We start from the raw sequence: 16034 nt of genomic DNA, 5'->3' as shown, positions 1-16034 counted from the left end.
GTCCTACTGCGGTGCTGCGACGGGCGCGTCCTCGCCGGCCGTAACCGTCTCGCCGGTCTCCGGGTCGAACAGGTGGACGGCGGATTCGTCGAACGACACCTGCACGCGGTCGCCGATGGCCGGCTCCACGTCAGTACTTACCCTGGCGATGAAATCCGGTGCGCCGTCGCCCTCGAACCCGGTTTTCGATTCGCCCAGATCGAGGTAGAGGTAGTTGTCGCTACCGATGGGTTCGAGCACGTCGACCGTCGCCGGAACAGCGTTCTGGTCGCCGCCGTCGCTGACGGAGACGTGTTCCGGTCGGATACCCAGCACGTACGAACCGCCTTCGATGTCGCCGAAGGCACTGGCACGGCCGCCCGTGAGGTCGTAGGAGAAGTCGTCGTGAGCGCCGGTAAGCCGGATGCCGCTGCCGAGTGGCTCCGCGGTCACGTCGAGGAAATTCATCGAGGGCGAACCGACGAAGCCGCCGACGAACTGGTTGGTCGGGTTCTCGTACACCGTCTTCGGCCGGCCGGCCTGCTGGAGCTTCCCGTCGTTGAGGATGACGATGCGGTCGCCCATCGTCATTGCTTCTTCCTGGTCGTGGGTGACGTAGACGGCCGTGATGCCGAGTTCCTCCTGCAGGCGCTGGATCTCCGTCCGCATCGTCGTCCGGAGCTTCGCATCGAGGTTGCTGAGTGGCTCGTCGAAGAGGAACACGTCCGGCTCCCGGACGATGGCGCGCCCGAGCGCGACCCGCTGTTTCTGCCCGCCGGAGAGCTGGTCCGGCGTGTCATCGAGCAGGTCCCCGATGCCCATCATCTCCGCCGTCTCAGTGACTCGCTCCTGCCGTTCTTCCTTCGAGAGGTCCGTGCTCATCCGGAGGCCGAAGGCCATGTTCTGCCGGATGGACTTGTGTGGGTACAGCGCGTAGTTCTGGAACACCATCGCCACGTCGCGCTTGCGGGCGTGAACGTCCGTCACGTCCTCGTCGCCGATGCGGATACGACCGCTCGTCGGCCGCTCAAGCCCGGCAATCATCCGTAGCGTCGTCGATTTCCCACACCCCGACGGGCCGACCACCGTTACGAACTCCCCGTCGTCGATGGACAGGTCGACATCGTCGACCGCCACGATGGAGCCACCGTCGAACTCCTTCCGGAGACCGTCTAGTTCGAGACTCGCCATTACACAGAGTCTCACACCCATCGCTAATAAGTTTGATGGGATTTTTCATAGAAGTTCTAGCAGAGTCGGTTCGGTTGTGGAACCGAGCGCTGTCAGCGCTCTCTCGTCGCCGGTACCACAACGATATCTCCGACCTCGACCGTCCCGCTGCTATCGACCGGGTCGCCGCTGAGAAGGTCGGTGTCCCCGACCGGGGTGTCGAGCGAGACGTTCGCCGTCCCGTCGCCGAAGTGTAGCACGACCACGAGCGTTTCATCGCCGTCGGTGCGCTCGTACGCGACGACGCTGTTCGCATCGCCCGATTCGACGGTGTGAGGAACCGGACGTACCCCGGACGCGCGCAGTGCCCCGTGGTCCGCTCGCAGCGCCACCAGTCGCCGGTGGAAGTCGGTCAGTGCGTTGTCGCCGTCGTGCCAGCGCATCGTCCCGCGCTGTTGTTCGACGCCCCGTTCCTGGCCGGCGTAAACCATCGGCGTTCCGGGGAGCGTGAACGTGGCCCCGACGGCCGCCCGCAGTGACGCGGCTCCGCACTCGTCGAGATAGCGGTCCTCGTCGTGGTTGTCGACGTACCGCATGTGGGCGGTACGGTCGGGGTAGCCGTGCTCGGCCGTCGCGTCGAGCGCCTCGAACAGCGCCGACGCTGGTTCCTCGCCGGTCCCGATGTCGCGGAGCGTGTCGAACAGGTCCGTGTCGTAGTGAACGTCGAACTCGTTTTCGGCGAAGGCGGCGTCGCGTGGGACCGTCTCGTCGAGCAGCAGGAACTCGGGGTCGTCGGCTTTCACCCGCTCCCGGACTTCCTTCCAGAACCCGTGTGGCACGCCCCAGGCAACGTCACAGCGGAACCCGTCGACCACGTCGCGCCACTCGTCTACCACGTCGAGCATCCAGCGCCGCACCGCGAGCGAGTCGTAGTTGAGGTTCGGGATTCGCGTCCAGTTGAAGTAGTAGCCCGGCGCGTCCTCGCCCGCCCAGTCGATATCGGAGACGTCCTGTGACACCGGAATCCGCTCGTAGTAGTCGGCGTACTCGGGGACGCCGGCCCGGTGGAGCTGGAAGGCCGGATGGTCCCGCGAGCTGTGGTTTATTACCAGGTCGAAGACGACCCGAATCCCGGCGTCGTGGAGCCGGTCGACCAGCGATTCGAATTCGTCGCGCGTTCCCAGGTCTGTGGCGGTGTCGAAGAAGTCCGTGATATGGTAACCGTGCCGGGTCGGACTCGCCTGAATAGGGGTGAGCCACACCACATCGACGCCCAGCGACTCGATGTAGGGGACCCGCCGCTCGATGGCTTCGAAGGTCGTGTCGACGGTCTCGCCGGCAAACGACCGGACGAATATCTCGTAGATGGTGGCGTCGCCGGCCCAGGCCGGCGGGTCGGCCGGCCGTGTGACGGGCACTGTGCCGCCTGCGGTCGCGTTTCCGGTTCCACTGTCGCGTTCCACGACTAGCGTGTCCGCGACGCTGTGGCGCTCGGCGACGGCAACCGCGTGAACGCGGGCCATCTCCGGCAGGGCTTCGTGTGGCACCCGGAGTTCGTCGCCGTCGATGGTCACGGCCGACTCTTCCAGCGCGTCGCGGCCGTCGAGATAGAACTCGACTTCCGGTTCGCTCCCCGACGGGGCCGCGCGGGCGTCCGCCGAGACGACGAAGTCTCCGTTCACCGTCTCACCGGTGAGTTCGACCCGGGGGCGACCCGGTCCCTCGACGGTGACCTCGTCTGTCGCGGTCGACTCGAAGGAGCCATCGAAACTGAAGATCGCGTGGTGGGTCCCCGGTGGGAGGTCGGTTTCGATGACCCATTCGTCGCCGTCGCGCTCGGCCCAGTGTGTCCCCATCGTGAAATCGTTGAACTTCCCGATGACGATGGCGCGGTCGGCGACGGTGAGGTCGTCGGTACCACCGTCGCAGTCGAAGTCCTCCGCCGTGACGCTGAACCGGGCCGTCTCGGTGATGCTCGGGAACGCCCGGACGACTTGCTCGTGTGTGCCGTCCGGTGCGGTTACCTCCGCTCGGTAGACGCCCGGCACGTCGGGTTCGAGGTGACAGACCGGGCCGTCGCCGAGCGCTGCCGTACTCGCCGCTGGCCGCTCGACTAACCGCCACTCGGCAGCCATGCCGGGGTCGGGCTGACGCGGGGCCAGTTCGACCGATTCGCCGACGGTGGCGAACCGTGGCGGGCCTGGATGGTGCATACGCCTACGGTACAGGGTCGGTACTGTGAGTGTTACGCTTCTGGTTGAAATTTAGAAAAGATATTACTTCGTTTATTCTCCTCTATCCGATCTGTTGAAACCGACACACGGCGAGGCGAATTCGCGCCGTTTCTCGAAATCTATCATTATTGTCTCCTTCTATTTCCGAATGATTTAAGTTATGAAGGACTATTTCATCCCATATCTATCCATGACAATGGAACGACGGACGGTGCTCAAACGGATCGGCGGTGTCGGGGCGGCTACGGCCTTGGCTGGCTGTAGTGTGCAAGAGCAGGGCAGTGGCGGCTCAGAGGGGGAAACGGCTTCCGGTGATGGTTCGGGCGATGGGTCAGGCGGCGGGAGTCAACAGTCCGGCGGGACCGCGACGGCGTGGTACCAGCTTCAGGACTCGGAGATACCCGCACGCGAGGACGCGATGGAGACGTTCGCGAGCGAGACGGAGTTCGGCGTCGACGGGTCGGACATCTCCAATATGGAAAAGAAGACCACGAGCGCGATTCCGGCCGGGCAGGGGCCGGAAATCTTCGAGTGGGCACACGACTGGGTGGGCGACTACTACCAGCGGGAGTTCGTCGTCGACCAGTCCGAGGAACTCTCCGTGAGCCTCGACCAGTTCACGGACGCCGCCGCCTCGGCCGTCCAGTTCGACGACGCCGTCGTCGGCCTCCCGCACTCGGCGGAGACGGTGACGCTCATCTACAACGCGGACATCGTCGACGAAGCGCCCGAGACCATCGACGACATGGTGTCGGCGATGGAGGAGTACTACGACCCGAGCAGCAGCCAGTACGGCCTCGCCGCGCCGTTTGACCCGTACTTCACGAGCGGGTGGATACAGGCCTTCGGTGGCTACTACTTCGACCCGGAGCAGGACCCGGCGCTCGGGCTGGATGCCGACGAAGCTATCGAGGGGCTCCAGTTCGCCCTCGACACCCTCCGTCCGTACATGCCCGACGACCCGAACTACGAACCGCAGGCCGCGACGTTCTCGGAGGGGAACGCCGCATTCGCCGTCAACGGGCCATGGTATCTGGCGACGCTGAACCAGAGCGACGTGAACTATGAGGTGGCGACGTTCCCTGCCATCGACGGCGGCGAGGTGACGCCGTACACCGGCATCTCGATGTGGTACTTCGCGGACGCGATGAGCGAGGGCGGAGCCGACGCCACGGCCGCCCGGAACTTCGTCGAGTGGTTCGCCACCAACGAAGACCACGCCACGCGACTCGCTAAGGAGCAGGGCGCGATTCCGGTGCTCGACAGCCTCGTCGGCAGCGACGAACTCCCCGACCACGTCCAGACGTACTCCCAGACCGTCAGCCAGGGGGTCCCGATGCCGACCGACCCGCGCATGAACAAGGTGTGGTCGCCACTGGAGAACGCGCTCATCGAGGCGTTCAACGGCGACGCGAGCGCCGAAGACGCACTGACGACCGCCGCCGAAGAAATCCGAAGCAACTGGGAGTGAGAAACGCCCATGAGTACGGTTTCACGGGCGGCGGACCGCATCGAGTCGGTCCCGTTTCTGACGCGGGACGACGCGTCGTTACTGCTAGTGCTCCCGGGGCTGTTCGTCTTCTCGGCGTTCATGCTGTTCCCGGTGCTGTACCTGCTGGGAATCTCGTTTACGAACGCAGATCCGGCGAACCTGTTCGCCGGCGAGGGCGTCGTCGCCGTGCTCACGTTCGGCGACGCGCTGTTCGTCGGCCTGGAGAACTACGCCGACGTGCTGACCGACGGCCAGTTCTGGAACTCCTTCGGCGTCACCTGGCTGTTCGTCGCTACGAGCGTCACGCTCAAAATCGGGGCGAGCCTGGCCATCGCGCTTATCGTGACCAGTGAACTCGTCCGCGGCAAGCGCGTCCTGCGCTCGCTCATCATCTTCCCGATGGGCCTGCCGCCGATCTTCACTATCACCGTGTGGCGTGGCATCTTCAGCTCCGCCGAGTTCGGGCTGATGAACCAGCTACTGACCGCGTTCGGCGCGAGTTCGGTCGCGTGGCTGTCGGGCCGCTGGACCGCCTTCGTCGCGTACAACGTCACGGAGGCGTGGCTGGCGTACCCGTTCATGGTCATCATCACCGTCAGCGCGCTACAGGACGTACCCGAGGAACTCCACGAGGCGGCCGTCGTCGACGGCGCGGGATTCCTCGCACGCTTCGCTCATATCACGCTGCCGTCGATCAAACGGCCCGTGCTGTTCGCGTCTATTCTGACCTCCGCGGCCTCGTTCCAGCAGTTCCTCATCCCGTTCGTGTTCAACCAGGGCGGCCCGGCACGGGCGAACGAACTCATCGTCGTCTACGGCTATCGTGAGGCGCTGTCGTTCCAGCAGTACGGTCGCGGTGCGGCCATCAGCATCATCGCGCTCGCCTTCATCGGCGCGTTCATGTGGCTCAACGTCAAGAAAGGCAAACTCGCCGACGGGGTGAACGACTAATGCTCCTCGGTGCAATCGCCAGAAAGCTCGGCAACGATATCAAGACGTTCGCGACGATGCCCGGCCGGACGGTCCGCAAGTGGTCCTACACTGTGCAGGCCGTCCGTCGGGGCGAACTGCCCGCGTCCGAAGTCCTGAAGGTCATTCTCTCGACCATCGGCGCGACGCTGGTCGTGCTGGCACTGCTCTTCCCGATCTACTGGATTCTGATGGCGGCCCTCTCCGGCTCCGGAAGCTCGCTGTACACGTCCGAGAGCTTCTCGCTGTTTCCCACTAATCCGACGGTCAAACCGTTCATCTGGGTCATCGGTGACCTCATCGTGCCGTCGTACTCGATATCCGCCGCCATTCCGTTCACCGACCTCGCTTTCGTGTTCCAGACGCCGGGGATCGAGATTCTCGACGCCTCCGACTACGGCGTCGACCGCCCCTCGGAGTTCAAGCACTTCCTCTGGAACAGCCTCATGGTGGCGATTCCCACCGTGCTGATCGCGATGTCGCTCATCATTCCGGCGGCCTATGCCCTCTCGCGGCGGGAGTTCCTCTTCCGCCGGAAGATCCTGTTCCTCTACGTCCTGATGACACAGGTCGGGGGCGGTCTCGGCGTTGCCCTGCTCATCGGGATGTACGCACTGTACGTCCAGTTCGGCATCAACGACAGCAAACTGGCGCTTGCGGTGTACTACGCGGCGACCGCCGTGCCGTTCAACACCTGGCTGCTGAAGACCTACATGGACGGCATCCCGGTCTCCTACGAGGAGGCGGCCGTCGTCGACGGCGCGCCGCCGTGGCGGGTCGTCACTGAGGTCATCATCCCGATGTCGACCGCCGGGCTGGCGACGGTGTTCATCTTCGTCTTCCTCACCGGGTGGACGGAGTTCGTCGTCGCCCAGACGCTGCTGGGGACGGAGAACTACACGCTGCCGGTCGGCCTGTACGCGATGGTCGACGAGTACTCCATCCCATGGGCGCGCTTCTCCGCGTTCGCGCTCACCTTCGCCTCGCCGATCATGCTGGCGTACCTGTTCGCCCAGCGCTACATCGAGGGCGGCCTCTCCTTCAGCGGGATGGAGGGCTAAGCTGGCGCGACGCCGGCCGTCATCCAGCAGCCCTCGTAGGGTGCTTCGTCTTGTTTTCTGACCGTCCACCGGTAGCTCGACGTCGTCCCGTTCCCATTGACGACCGTCACCGGTTGTGACGCGGTGTCGCCGTCGCGGTCGAGCGGTCCGTACCGCACGCCGGTCGCGTTCAACAGCGGTTCGAACCCACTTCGAATGGTTCGGACGAAGTTCGAGTACGGCCCCGTCAGGTCACGGTTCGACGGGGACGCGAACTGCCAGGTCGTGTTGATGCCCTCGTTCGTCGCCGGGTCGTTGTTCTGCAGTGCAAGCACCTGGATGTGGACGACGAGCCCCGGCGGCCGCTCGCAGTTCGGTCGCAGTTCGAGGACCCGCGGCTGTGTCACCGCCGATCTGTTGGTGTCGACGGAGACGTTGCCCCAGTAGCTCCCCTCGCCTGTCGTCTCGACTGCTCGCGTCTCGTCCGTCGGCACGTCGGCGGGCGTTATCGTCGCTTCCGACCCTGCCGAGTCGCCACCACCGAAAAACGCACCGCAGCCCGCCAGTGCGACGACCGCGGCAAGTGCGACGAGCGCCAGCGGCCGAACGGCTGTCATACCCCTGTATTGGGGTGACGCTCCTTCGATGTTCCGTCGCCGCGTCCGTGCGCTGTTTCGCTTGGCAGCGGTCGATGCCGTCAGCCGAGCCGTTCCTCGACCGCGTCGATGTCGCTCGGTTCGTTGACGTTGTGACACCACCCGTCGAGTTCGACCGCCTCGACGCGGTGGCCGGCGCTCAGTAACAGGTCGATTGCGTCGGGGAGTTCGTACTCGCCCCGCTCGGAAGGTCGCGTCAGCGCGCAGGCGTGGCCGACGGCCGGCTCGAACACGAAAAAGCCCCGCGTGACCAGCGTCGACGGCGGGTCCGACGGCTTCTCGACGAGACCGGTCACCCGGTTCTCGTCGTCCGTCGTGACGACACCGGTCGTCTTGGCTTCGGCCCGCGACACGTCCTCGACGAGCAGCGTCGCGCTGGCGTCGGTCTCGCGGTGGCGCTCGATGGCCCCGTCGAGATTTGCCCGGCAAACGTTGTCGCCGTTCAGCACGACGAAGGTCCCGTCGACGGCCGAGCGGGCCTGTTCGAGCGCGTGGGCCAGTCCTAACTGTTCGTCCTGCCGGACGTACGCTATCGGGGTGTCCCGATACCGCTCACCGTAGCGAGCTACGATGTCATCGCCGCGGTAGCCGATGACGACGACCAGGCGGTCGACGCCGACTGACAGCAGCGTGTCGAAACAGTGTGTCAGCAGCGGCTTTCCGGCCACCTCGACCAGTCCCTTCGGCTTGTCCGCAGTGAGCGGTCGCATCCGCGTCCCTTCGCCGGCAGCGAGTACGACGCCGTCCATATCCGGCCCCACGCTTGCACCGGCTAAATGCCTGTGGGCGAGCGGGTTTTGTCCGTGGCCAGCCAACCTTGACGCATGGCTGAGGAGTGTGACACCTGCGGCCGGTCGGTCACCGTCGATGAGGCGGTCCGCCGGGAGACGTTCGGTGACCTCGACAACGACCGCTGGCAGACGCTGTGCTGTCCGGACTGCGGTGCGCGGCTCCGGACGATATTCGTCGGGCCGGACTCCTGACGGGGAAAGAGACAGGTAGCAGCAGTGTGTGACTCTGACGCATGGAAGACGAAGCGTGGCGCTCGGTCGACATCATCCGGGACAACGACGGCGTACCGCACGTCCTCCAACAGAAGCTGCTGGTGTTCACAAGCGGTGTCTCCGAGGAGTCGGCCGGCTACACGAAGCCAGCGATGGAACACCGGCTAGTACCGCTCAAGGAACTCACGAAGTTCGGGCAGTCGTAACGAACAGCCGCCGGAACAGTCTGCGCCGCGGCCGATAGCTCGGACGCTGGACCGGTTGGACAACGAACACCTCGGGATACACTTTTGCGCCTATCCGAACGAGTATCGATAATGGCTGAACCGCTGTACGTCGGTGTCGACCGGAGCGACGAGTCCTGGGTCGCTGTGGCGCTCACCGGCGACGGGTTCGACCACGCGTCGGTGTTCGACAGTATCGGCGAATGCTGGTCAGCGTACGAGGAGCGCGCTCGGCTGATTCTGGTCGGAGTGCCGATTGGGCTCGTGGAATCCGGTGATCCGGACCGCCGGTGTGACGAACTCGCCCGGTCGGTGCTCGGCGAGCGGAGCGCGGCAGTTCGCACGCCGCCGGTACGAGAAGCGACCCGGAAACAGCGCTACTCGACGGCCAACCGCGTCCACAGGCGCAAGACCGGACAGGAACTCTCTGAGCAGGCGTTCGCACGTAGCGACAGCCTCGCCCGGATCGATGAACTCTTGCAGGAACTGCCCGAGGCTGCCGCAGCCATTCGGGAATCCCACCCAGAGGTCTGTTTTCGGGCCTTCGGCGGCGAGCCGCTTAGCTACTCGAAGCGCACCGCCGGGGGATATGCCGAGCGGATGCGGATTCTCGCACATTACGACCGCGACGCCGCCCCGACGGTCCAGAAAGCCGCCGAAGCGACCGGCGGCGCGGCGGTAGCCGTTCACGATGTGCTGGACGCCGTCACTCTCTCCTATACGGCGCAACCGGGCGACAGGGAGTTGTACACGCTGCCGCCCGAGCCGCCGCGAGATGCGGCGGGGCTGCCGATGGAGATCGTCTATCGGGCGGCGTCGCCACTGATCACGTCGTGACGTGTTCCGGCGAGCGCCGTCGCTCGTCGTGGGTTATGTGCATGCCAGCGACACTGCCGTGTACGCTACACCGCGACCGCTGACAAGTGATTATAGTGCTAGACTGTAGACAGAAGCCGTCTTACAGTCGCGTGAGGTTGGTCGCACGCGGACCCTTGTCCGCCTGCTCGATGTCGAACTCGACTTCCTGCCCCTCTTCGAGGTCAGGGCCGCCGACGTCTTCCATGTGGAAGAAGACGTCTTCGTCCGCATCGTCGGTTTCGATGAAGCCGTAACCACCAGTGTCGTTGAAGAAGTCGACAGTGCCTTCCGCCATTGTTAGAGCCTCGTGACGTTGTTGGCGCGCGGACCCTTGTCCGCCTGCTCGATGTCAAATTCGAGCTCCTGTCCTTCCTCGAGGTCCGGGCCGCCGATGTCTTCCATGTGGAAGAAGACGTCCTCGTCCGCGTCCTCAGTGTCGATGAAACCGTAACCGCCAGTGTCGTTGAAGAAATCAACCGTTCCTTTCGCCATTGCAACCAAAGAGATGCCAGCACCACGGATAACAGTGTCGGTACGATGCTCTGGTGGGAAACAGAAAGATCCGACCGCTGTCTGGCGATTAGGGGGTGTGTAATACTGTCATGGCACATGCGCCGCCGGCTCTCCCGGCTGGCTATAGACGCCACGGCGTCGCGTTCGGTCTTACCGGATCACTAACCAAATGGAATTAGCCGTTCGAGCACAAGTCATAATTATGTACCGTGGTGCCCGGGCCCGCCTTGCGCCGTGGCTGCTTGCTGGCTTCGGACTCGCGTTCACAGGTGCGGCCATCGTCTGGCACCTCGGTATCGAGACACAGCGTATCGGACAGGTCGGCGGCCCTGCGCTCGCGTTGGCCCTCGACGGGCTACTGCCGCTGGTGCTAGTGTATGGCAGCTATCGCCTCGTCTCGTCGTCGACACCGGGGGAGCAGATATGGACAGTTTTCGTCTGGAGCGTTGTCGGCAGCGCTGCGGTCGGGGCTATCATCGGTTTGAGCGTCTTTATCCGCATGATGGAGGGTCGAACAATCGCCGAACCGGTGTTCGTCACCCTGTTGGCGATGGAGACGGGCGCTGTCACGGGACTCATCGCGGGCACGCTTGCGGTTCGGGCCCGTCAGGATGCCAGTCGGGCGACCCGAACCGCGAACACGCTGTCGTTCGTCAACGACCTGTTTCGACACGATATCGCGAACGGACTCGTCGTTATTGATGGCCGCGCGACGATCATTCGACGGAACGCCGACTCGGACACGGTTCAAACGGCAGCGGACGCGATCCACGAGCAGGTAACCGAACTCGATAGCTTGGTCGACAACGCCGGGGCGGTCGTTGAGACCCTCAGTTCCGACCCGGCATTCGAACCGACCGACATCGTCGGGATTGCCGAGGCGGTGATACAGCGAATCGAGCAAACACATCCCATCACCATCGAAGTTCAAGCCCCGGACAGCGCAATGGCATACACCAACGAGGCCGCTCGCCCGGTTCTCCGGAACCTCATCGAGAACGCTATCGAACACGGGACGCCGGCAGCAGAACTCTCCGCCGAGGGGACCGCGACGGACGGAGCAGCGCTGCCGAGCGAGGCACAGCGGGCGGAGACGACAGAGTTGACGGGAGACAGATATCATCAGCCATCGGTGTTTGTCGCGATCCGGGAGACCGACGACGATGTCGAGACCCACGTCGTCGACGACGGACCGGGGATTCCCGACGACCGGCGTGACAGCGTTTTCGACCCGCGGGCGGGCGACACGCACGGCGGTGGGCTCCATCTCGTCGAGACACTCGTTACGAGCTTCGGCGGCGATATCTCCCTCGCCGACACCGCCAGCAAAACCGACGCGCCCTTCCCCGACACCGCCCTAGACGGCGCGCACTTCGTCGTCGAACTCCCGCGGGCATGACACCAGTCCGCACGACCGACGTTTCTTGATTGTGGGAGGCACAGTGAGGCGTATGTTCCCTCGCTTGCGCGCACAGGGCCCGACCGTACTCATCCCGCTCGCGTGGCTGCTCGTGGGGCTGGCTCATCTCGATGTGGTCACTGACCGGACGGTGCTGGTGTTTCACGTCGTCGCTGCCGTCCTCATCGCTGCGTTCGCCGTCCTTTCGTGGGACGAGATGGAGACGGGCGTCCTCCGGGTCTGGCGCGACATTCTCCTCGTCGGCCTCCTCCTGACCGTCGGCGGCATCGTCGGCTTGCTCTACGCTCCGCTTCGGATCCCGTTCCTGACGACGACGATACTGGGATGGATGGTCGTTCCGGGCGTGGGTCTCTACCACACTGGCAAGCGCGTTCCAGCAGGCCAGCGGGCGTACATGGCCGGAGCAGTATTGAGCGTTCTCGGTGGGGCGGTCTACGCCAGTGCGCTGTTCCCGCCGGCGGAAACCGCGTTGCTTGCCGGCATCGGGCTTGCGCTGGTCGGCCAGACAGTCGGTATCGCACAGGCGGTTCGCCAGCCAGACGAGATTGACTCAGGCTAAGGCAGCGTCGAGCTTCTCCACCGGATGCGGCGGTTCGCCGTCGCTTTCGTCCCAGTCGTCCAGTTGCGTGCGACAGGACGCGCCGGGCGCGACCACGGTGTTGCCGCGACTCTCTCCAATCTGGTCGAACAGGATCGAGCCGATGGCCTTGCTCATCGAGAAGTGCTCGGCCTCGTAGCCGAAGGAGCCGGCCATGCCACAGCAGCCCGAGTCCAGCGGGTCGACGTCATAGCCGGCCCGCCGGAGGACGCCGACGGCGTGGTGGTCCTTCTTCGTCGCCTTCTGGTGGCAGTGGCCGTGGTAGGTCAGCGTCTCACCAGGGGCGTCCCAGTCGGCCCCCTGGTCCAGCCGGAAGGTGTCGAGATACTCACAGACGCCGTAGGCGTTCGCCGCGAGCGTCTCCGCGTCCTCGCCAGAGAGCAAGTCCAGATAGTCCGACTGGAACATCACGGCATCAGAGGGTTCGACCAGCACCACGTCCCAGCCCTCCTCGATGGCGGGCACGAGCGCGTCGACGTTGTCCCGCGCAGTCGCCCGAGACTGGTCCAGAAAGCCCTTCGAGTGGGCCGGTCGCCCGCTGTCGGTCTGGTCGGCCAACTCGACGTGGACGCCCGCGGCTTCGAGCACGCGGACGGCGGCTTTCCCGACCTCGGGGTGGCTGTAGTTCGTGTACGTGTCGGGGAACAGCAGGGCTTGCCGCTCGGCTTCATCCGCCGGGACTTGCGGACCGCGCTCGTCGAACCAGTCCTGTAGCGTCGTACGCCGGAAGGTCGGCAGCGTCCGGTCGGGTGCGATGCCGACCGCCTTCTCCAGCACGGTTCGAGCACCCGGAACTTTCGTCGCGAGGTTTGACAGCGGCGCAAAGGCGCTGCCCAGACCTGCCAGTGCGTCAACGTTGGCGAAGATTCTGTCTCGGATGCTGGAGCCGTGTTCCTGGTGGTAGGCGTGGGTCACCTCGGCTTTGAGCTTCGCCATGTCGACCTCGCTCGGGCAGTCCTTCGCACACCCTTTGCAGCCGATACAGAGGTCCAGCACCTCGTGCATGAACTCCTCGTCGGTGGGATCGTCCGGCAGGTCGCCGCTCATGGCCTGCCGGAGCATGTTCGCGCGGCCCCGGGTCGTCGTCATCTCCTCCTCGGATGCGCGATAGGTCGGGCACATCACGCCGCCGGTGGTCTCCTGCGGGCCGCGACAGCCGCCACAGCCGTGACAGAGTTCGACCATCCCCTGCATCCCGTTGTCGTTGTCCCACTCCAGCGCGGGGTCGAACCCGGCGTCGAACTCATAGGCCGGGTCGAATCGGAGGTTCTCGGTCATGTCGACCGTGCGTGCCCGCTCGGGTTTCTCGCCGGACTCGACAGCGGCGGCGTCGACGCCGACGACCTGGCCGGGGTTGAGCAGCCAGTCGGGATCGAACGCGGATTTGAGTTCCTGGAACGTCTCCCAGAGGTCCGCGCCGTAGAGCTTCTCGTTCCACTGCGTGCGGGCGCGGCCGTCGCCGTGTTCGCCCGAGACGCTGCCCCCGTATTTCACCACGAGGTCGGTCACTGCGTCGGCGATGGACTCCATGGTCTCGACGCCCTCGACTGTCTTTGTGTTGATGAGCGGGCGGATGTGGAGCACACCGGGGCCGGCGTGGGCGTAGAAGGAGGCGAAGGTGTCGTGTTCTTCGAGAATCTCCTGGAAGTCGGCGACGTACTCCGGGAGATTCGCCGGCGGGATGGCGGTGTCCTCGATGAACGAGCCGTGTTTCTCGTCGGTCGTCCGCGAGAGCAGTATCGGGAGGCCGGACTTGCGCATCTTCCAGAATTTTTCCCGTTTCGCCTCGTCGTGGGCCTCCATGGCGTCGAACGCCCGCACCGGCGTGTCGACGACGGTCCGGCCATCTGTTGGGGCAGCGATCGAACCGACGCCGTTCGTTCGGTCTGCCAGGAGGTCGGCGACCTTCCGCCGGCCGCTCTCCGCGTCGTCGGCGTAGAACTCCACGATGAGGACCGTGCGAGTCCCCTCGGGCAACATGCCGACCACGTCCTCGAACTCGGCGGTGTCCCGGGCCAGGTCGATGAGCACGTCGTCGAGCACCTCGACGGCCGCCGGGTCGTGTTCGAGGATGTCCGAAACGTCTTCCATGGCCTCGATGAGCCCCTCGTAGGCGAGCAGGGCCATCGACTTGGTCTCGGGAATCGGCTCCAGGGACACCTCGGCCTCGGTGACGATGGCAAGCGTCCCCTCGCTGCCCGCCAGCAGCGACGCGACGTTGACAGTCCCGTCCTGTGCATCTCCGAGGACCCAGTCGAGGTTGTACCCCGAGACGTTGCGCTTCAGGTCCGGGTAGTGGCTCGTAATTTCTTTGCCTTCCTCGGCGAGTATCCGCTCGATTTCGGCGTAAATCCGGGCTTCGAGGTCACCGTCGGGGTCCGCTCGGTCGCGCAGTTCCTCGCGGGTGACCTCGCCGAACGTGGTGACGGTGCCGTCTGCGAGGACGACCTCGCACTCTTCGATGTAGGCGTCGGTCTTGCCGTACTGCAGGGAGTGTGCGCCGGTGGAGTTGTTACCGATAGCGCCGCCGAGCACGCTCTTGTCGCCCCACGCGGGGTCCGGCGCGAACTTCAGCCCGTGGTCGGCCAGCTCCCCGTTCAGGTCGCCGAGCTTGATGCCCGGCTGGGCTCGCGCTCGCCGGTCGTCGGGCCGGGCCTCGACGAGGTCGTTCATATACCGTGAGAAATCCAGCACGACGGCTTCGTTGACGGTCTGGCCGGCAAGGCTCGTCCCGCCGCCGCGGGGCAGGACCGGAATCTCCCGCTGGGCGCAGTAGGACATGACCGCGGCCACGTCATCGGTCGACCGCGGATAGACGACGCCGATAGGCAGCACCTCGTAGAGGCTGGCGTCGGTCGCGTACAACTGTCGCGAGTACTCGTCGAACCGCACCTCGCCGTCAATGCGCGCTCGCAGGTCGTCGACGAGGCCCGACCGGGCGACGGTGTCGTTCTGGTAGTCGTAGTTCGATACCTCGTCAGCCGAAGGATCTATCCGGGTGCCGGAATCGGTTGCCATGGTGTGTCTCGTTTCCAGTCGCCCGGCCACCGACGGACCGGGTACTCGGCGGTTTGCTCTGGCTGTTCTAGCTGTACGCCTGCCAAAACAGTTCCGCTACGGTAGCCCATGGCGCACTTTTGACCCAGTCGAGCGTCTGCCCGGGGCACGCGCTTCTGTCTCCCTGTGATAGCACATGTTACGCAACTGTTAATATCAGTACTAGCCTATATAAGGTGATTATGACACACAGCAACGATCCGTTCGAGACGATGCTCCGACTCTTCGCACAGACGCGACGGTCGATGATGGACGACAGCCAGAGTCGCCGGACGGACGACAGTTTGGGCCGCCGGATGGGTGACGATTCGAGACACCGGATGGACGACAGTCCGGAACGCCGTACCGACCGACCGTCCACGGACGTACGCCGGAGCGGCCACCGCCGGCCCGGTATCGACACGAACCTCCACGTCGACGAGACCGACGACGGATACGCCGTGATGGTCGACCTCCCGGGCTTCGAGCGCGACGACCTCGTCGTCCGCTTCGAGGACGGCGTCCTCAGCATCCAGGGCGAGAGCACGGTCGCTGAAGAGACCAGCGACGGCGCTCGCCGCCACAGCCGACGGGTCGCCGAACGGGTCACTGTTCCCGAACCGGTCGTGGACGACGACATCACCGCCACCTACCACAACGGCGTTCTCGAAATAACGCTGCCGCGCGCGGACGACGCCGACGACTCGAACCGGATCGAAATCGAATAGACTCGCTTTTCGGCTGTTGTCTGCCGACGTTACACGACTGTCCCAGTGAGAACGTCCTTAGCAACCTACTATTCCGGTATTAGTCAGCTGCCGCTCTATTATCGCCTCTATAG

Annotated in this window: 16 protein-coding genes; 9 read left to right on the top strand and 7 right to left on the bottom strand. The window is 64.8% G+C overall.

Translation table 11 applies throughout. The features are described 5' to 3' along the window. Positions 1 to 3: 3 nt before the first annotated feature. The gene (locus ACNO8S_RS13880; protein ID WP_050037144.1) at positions 4 to 1170 is read right to left on the bottom strand and encodes an ABC transporter ATP-binding protein; all 1167 of its coding nucleotides are present in this window, start codon (positions 1168 to 1170) and stop codon (positions 4 to 6) included. Positions 1171 to 1262: 92 nt separating this feature from the next. Continuing rightward, positions 1263 to 3362, bottom strand: a complete 2100-nt coding sequence (locus ACNO8S_RS13875; protein ID WP_420182114.1) for an alpha-amylase family glycosyl hydrolase — start codon at positions 3360 to 3362, stop codon at positions 1263 to 1265. Between the two features lie 211 nt (positions 3363 to 3573). On the opposite strand from ACNO8S_RS13875, the gene ACNO8S_RS13870 reads away from it, so the two are divergent. Genes ACNO8S_RS13870 through ACNO8S_RS13860 form a run of 3 tightly spaced genes read left to right on the top strand, consistent with a single transcriptional unit; the run spans position 3574 to position 6905 of the window. Continuing rightward, positions 3574 to 4854, top strand: coding sequence for an extracellular solute-binding protein (locus ACNO8S_RS13870; protein WP_196219999.1), 1281 nt, complete (start codon positions 3574 to 3576; stop codon positions 4852 to 4854). A 9-nt stretch (positions 4855 to 4863) separates the two neighbouring features. Further along, on the top strand, positions 4864 to 5826 hold the full coding sequence (locus ACNO8S_RS13865) for a carbohydrate ABC transporter permease (RefSeq protein WP_420182113.1): 963 nt from the start codon (positions 4864 to 4866) through the stop codon (positions 5824 to 5826). Next, positions 5826 to 6905, top strand: coding sequence for a sugar ABC transporter permease (locus ACNO8S_RS13860; protein WP_064288662.1), 1080 nt, complete (start codon positions 5826 to 5828; stop codon positions 6903 to 6905). The genes ACNO8S_RS13865 and ACNO8S_RS13860 overlap by 1 nt, the downstream gene beginning before the upstream one ends. On the opposite strand, the gene ACNO8S_RS13855 is transcribed toward ACNO8S_RS13860, so the two are convergent. Both ACNO8S_RS13855 and ACNO8S_RS13850 read right to left on the bottom strand, forming a co-directional pair. After that, entirely contained in the window at positions 6902 to 7501 is a 600-nt protein-coding gene (locus tag ACNO8S_RS13855; protein WP_420182112.1) for a DUF4864 domain-containing protein, read from the bottom strand. The two genes, ACNO8S_RS13860 and ACNO8S_RS13855, sit on opposite strands and share 4 nt — an antisense overlap. A gap of 80 nt (positions 7502 to 7581) precedes the next feature. Then, complete coding sequence (locus tag ACNO8S_RS13850) at positions 7582 to 8289, bottom strand: nucleotidyltransferase family protein (RefSeq protein ID WP_008307635.1); 708 nt, start codon at positions 8287 to 8289, stop codon at positions 7582 to 7584. Positions 8290 to 8364: 75 nt separating this feature from the next. On the opposite strand from ACNO8S_RS13850, the gene ACNO8S_RS13845 reads away from it, so the two are divergent. The 3 genes from ACNO8S_RS13845 to ACNO8S_RS13835 all read left to right on the top strand — a co-directional run bounded on the left by ACNO8S_RS13845 (position 8365) and on the right by ACNO8S_RS13835 (position 9605). Next, positions 8365 to 8523 (top strand): hypothetical protein, encoded by a 159-nt coding sequence (locus ACNO8S_RS13845; protein ID WP_008307637.1) that lies wholly within the window; start codon positions 8365 to 8367, stop codon positions 8521 to 8523. Positions 8524 to 8564: 41 nt separating this feature from the next. After that, positions 8565 to 8750 carry a hypothetical protein gene (locus ACNO8S_RS13840; RefSeq protein WP_008307638.1) on the top strand — a complete coding sequence of 62 codons (186 nt, stop codon included), beginning with the start codon at positions 8565 to 8567 and terminating at the stop codon, positions 8748 to 8750. Positions 8751 to 8861: 111 nt separating this feature from the next. Continuing rightward, entirely contained in the window at positions 8862 to 9605 is a 744-nt protein-coding gene (locus tag ACNO8S_RS13835) for a DUF429 domain-containing protein (RefSeq protein ID WP_050037138.1), read from the top strand. A 121-nt stretch (positions 9606 to 9726) separates the two neighbouring features. Here the strand turns inward: ACNO8S_RS13835 and ACNO8S_RS13830 are convergent, their stop codons facing one another. Both ACNO8S_RS13830 and ACNO8S_RS13825 read right to left on the bottom strand, forming a co-directional pair. Next, on the bottom strand, positions 9727 to 9921 hold the full coding sequence (locus tag ACNO8S_RS13830) for a cold-shock protein (RefSeq protein ID WP_004515391.1): 195 nt from the start codon (positions 9919 to 9921) through the stop codon (positions 9727 to 9729). A gap of 2 nt (positions 9922 to 9923) precedes the next feature. Further along, positions 9924 to 10118 carry a cold-shock protein gene (locus ACNO8S_RS13825; protein WP_004515390.1) on the bottom strand — a complete coding sequence of 65 codons (195 nt, stop codon included), beginning with the start codon at positions 10116 to 10118 and terminating at the stop codon, positions 9924 to 9926. Positions 10119 to 10341: 223 nt separating this feature from the next. Here ACNO8S_RS13825 and ACNO8S_RS13820 point away from each other — a divergent pair, with 223 nt between their 5' ends. Both ACNO8S_RS13820 and ACNO8S_RS13815 read left to right on the top strand, forming a co-directional pair. Then, positions 10342 to 11538 (top strand): ATP-binding protein, encoded by a 1197-nt coding sequence (locus ACNO8S_RS13820; protein WP_225306786.1) that lies wholly within the window; start codon positions 10342 to 10344, stop codon positions 11536 to 11538. Between the two features lie 52 nt (positions 11539 to 11590). Then, a complete protein-coding gene (locus ACNO8S_RS13815; RefSeq protein WP_014041427.1) occupies positions 11591 to 12118 on the top strand; it encodes a hypothetical protein in 528 nt (175 codons plus the stop codon). On the opposite strand, the gene ACNO8S_RS13810 is transcribed toward ACNO8S_RS13815, so the two are convergent. Next, positions 12110 to 15175, bottom strand: a complete 3066-nt coding sequence (locus tag ACNO8S_RS13810; RefSeq protein WP_420182111.1) for an FAD-binding and (Fe-S)-binding domain-containing protein — start codon at positions 15173 to 15175, stop codon at positions 12110 to 12112. The two genes, ACNO8S_RS13815 and ACNO8S_RS13810, sit on opposite strands and share 9 nt — an antisense overlap. Positions 15176 to 15396: 221 nt before the next feature. Between ACNO8S_RS13810 and ACNO8S_RS13805 the strand changes: the two genes are divergently transcribed. Continuing rightward, positions 15397 to 15921 carry an Hsp20/alpha crystallin family protein gene (locus tag ACNO8S_RS13805; protein ID WP_420182110.1) on the top strand — a complete coding sequence of 175 codons (525 nt, stop codon included), beginning with the start codon at positions 15397 to 15399 and terminating at the stop codon, positions 15919 to 15921. Positions 15922 to 16034: the final 113 nt, after the last annotated feature.

The organism is Haloarcula sp. KBTZ06 (assembly GCF_048595605.1).
In the GTDB taxonomy this organism is placed as follows: Archaea; Halobacteriota; Halobacteria; order Halobacteriales; family Haloarculaceae; genus Haloarcula; species Haloarcula hispanica.
The sequence above is the reverse complement of the archived record's forward strand: the minus strand, read 5'-3'. Positions and strand labels throughout refer to the sequence as shown.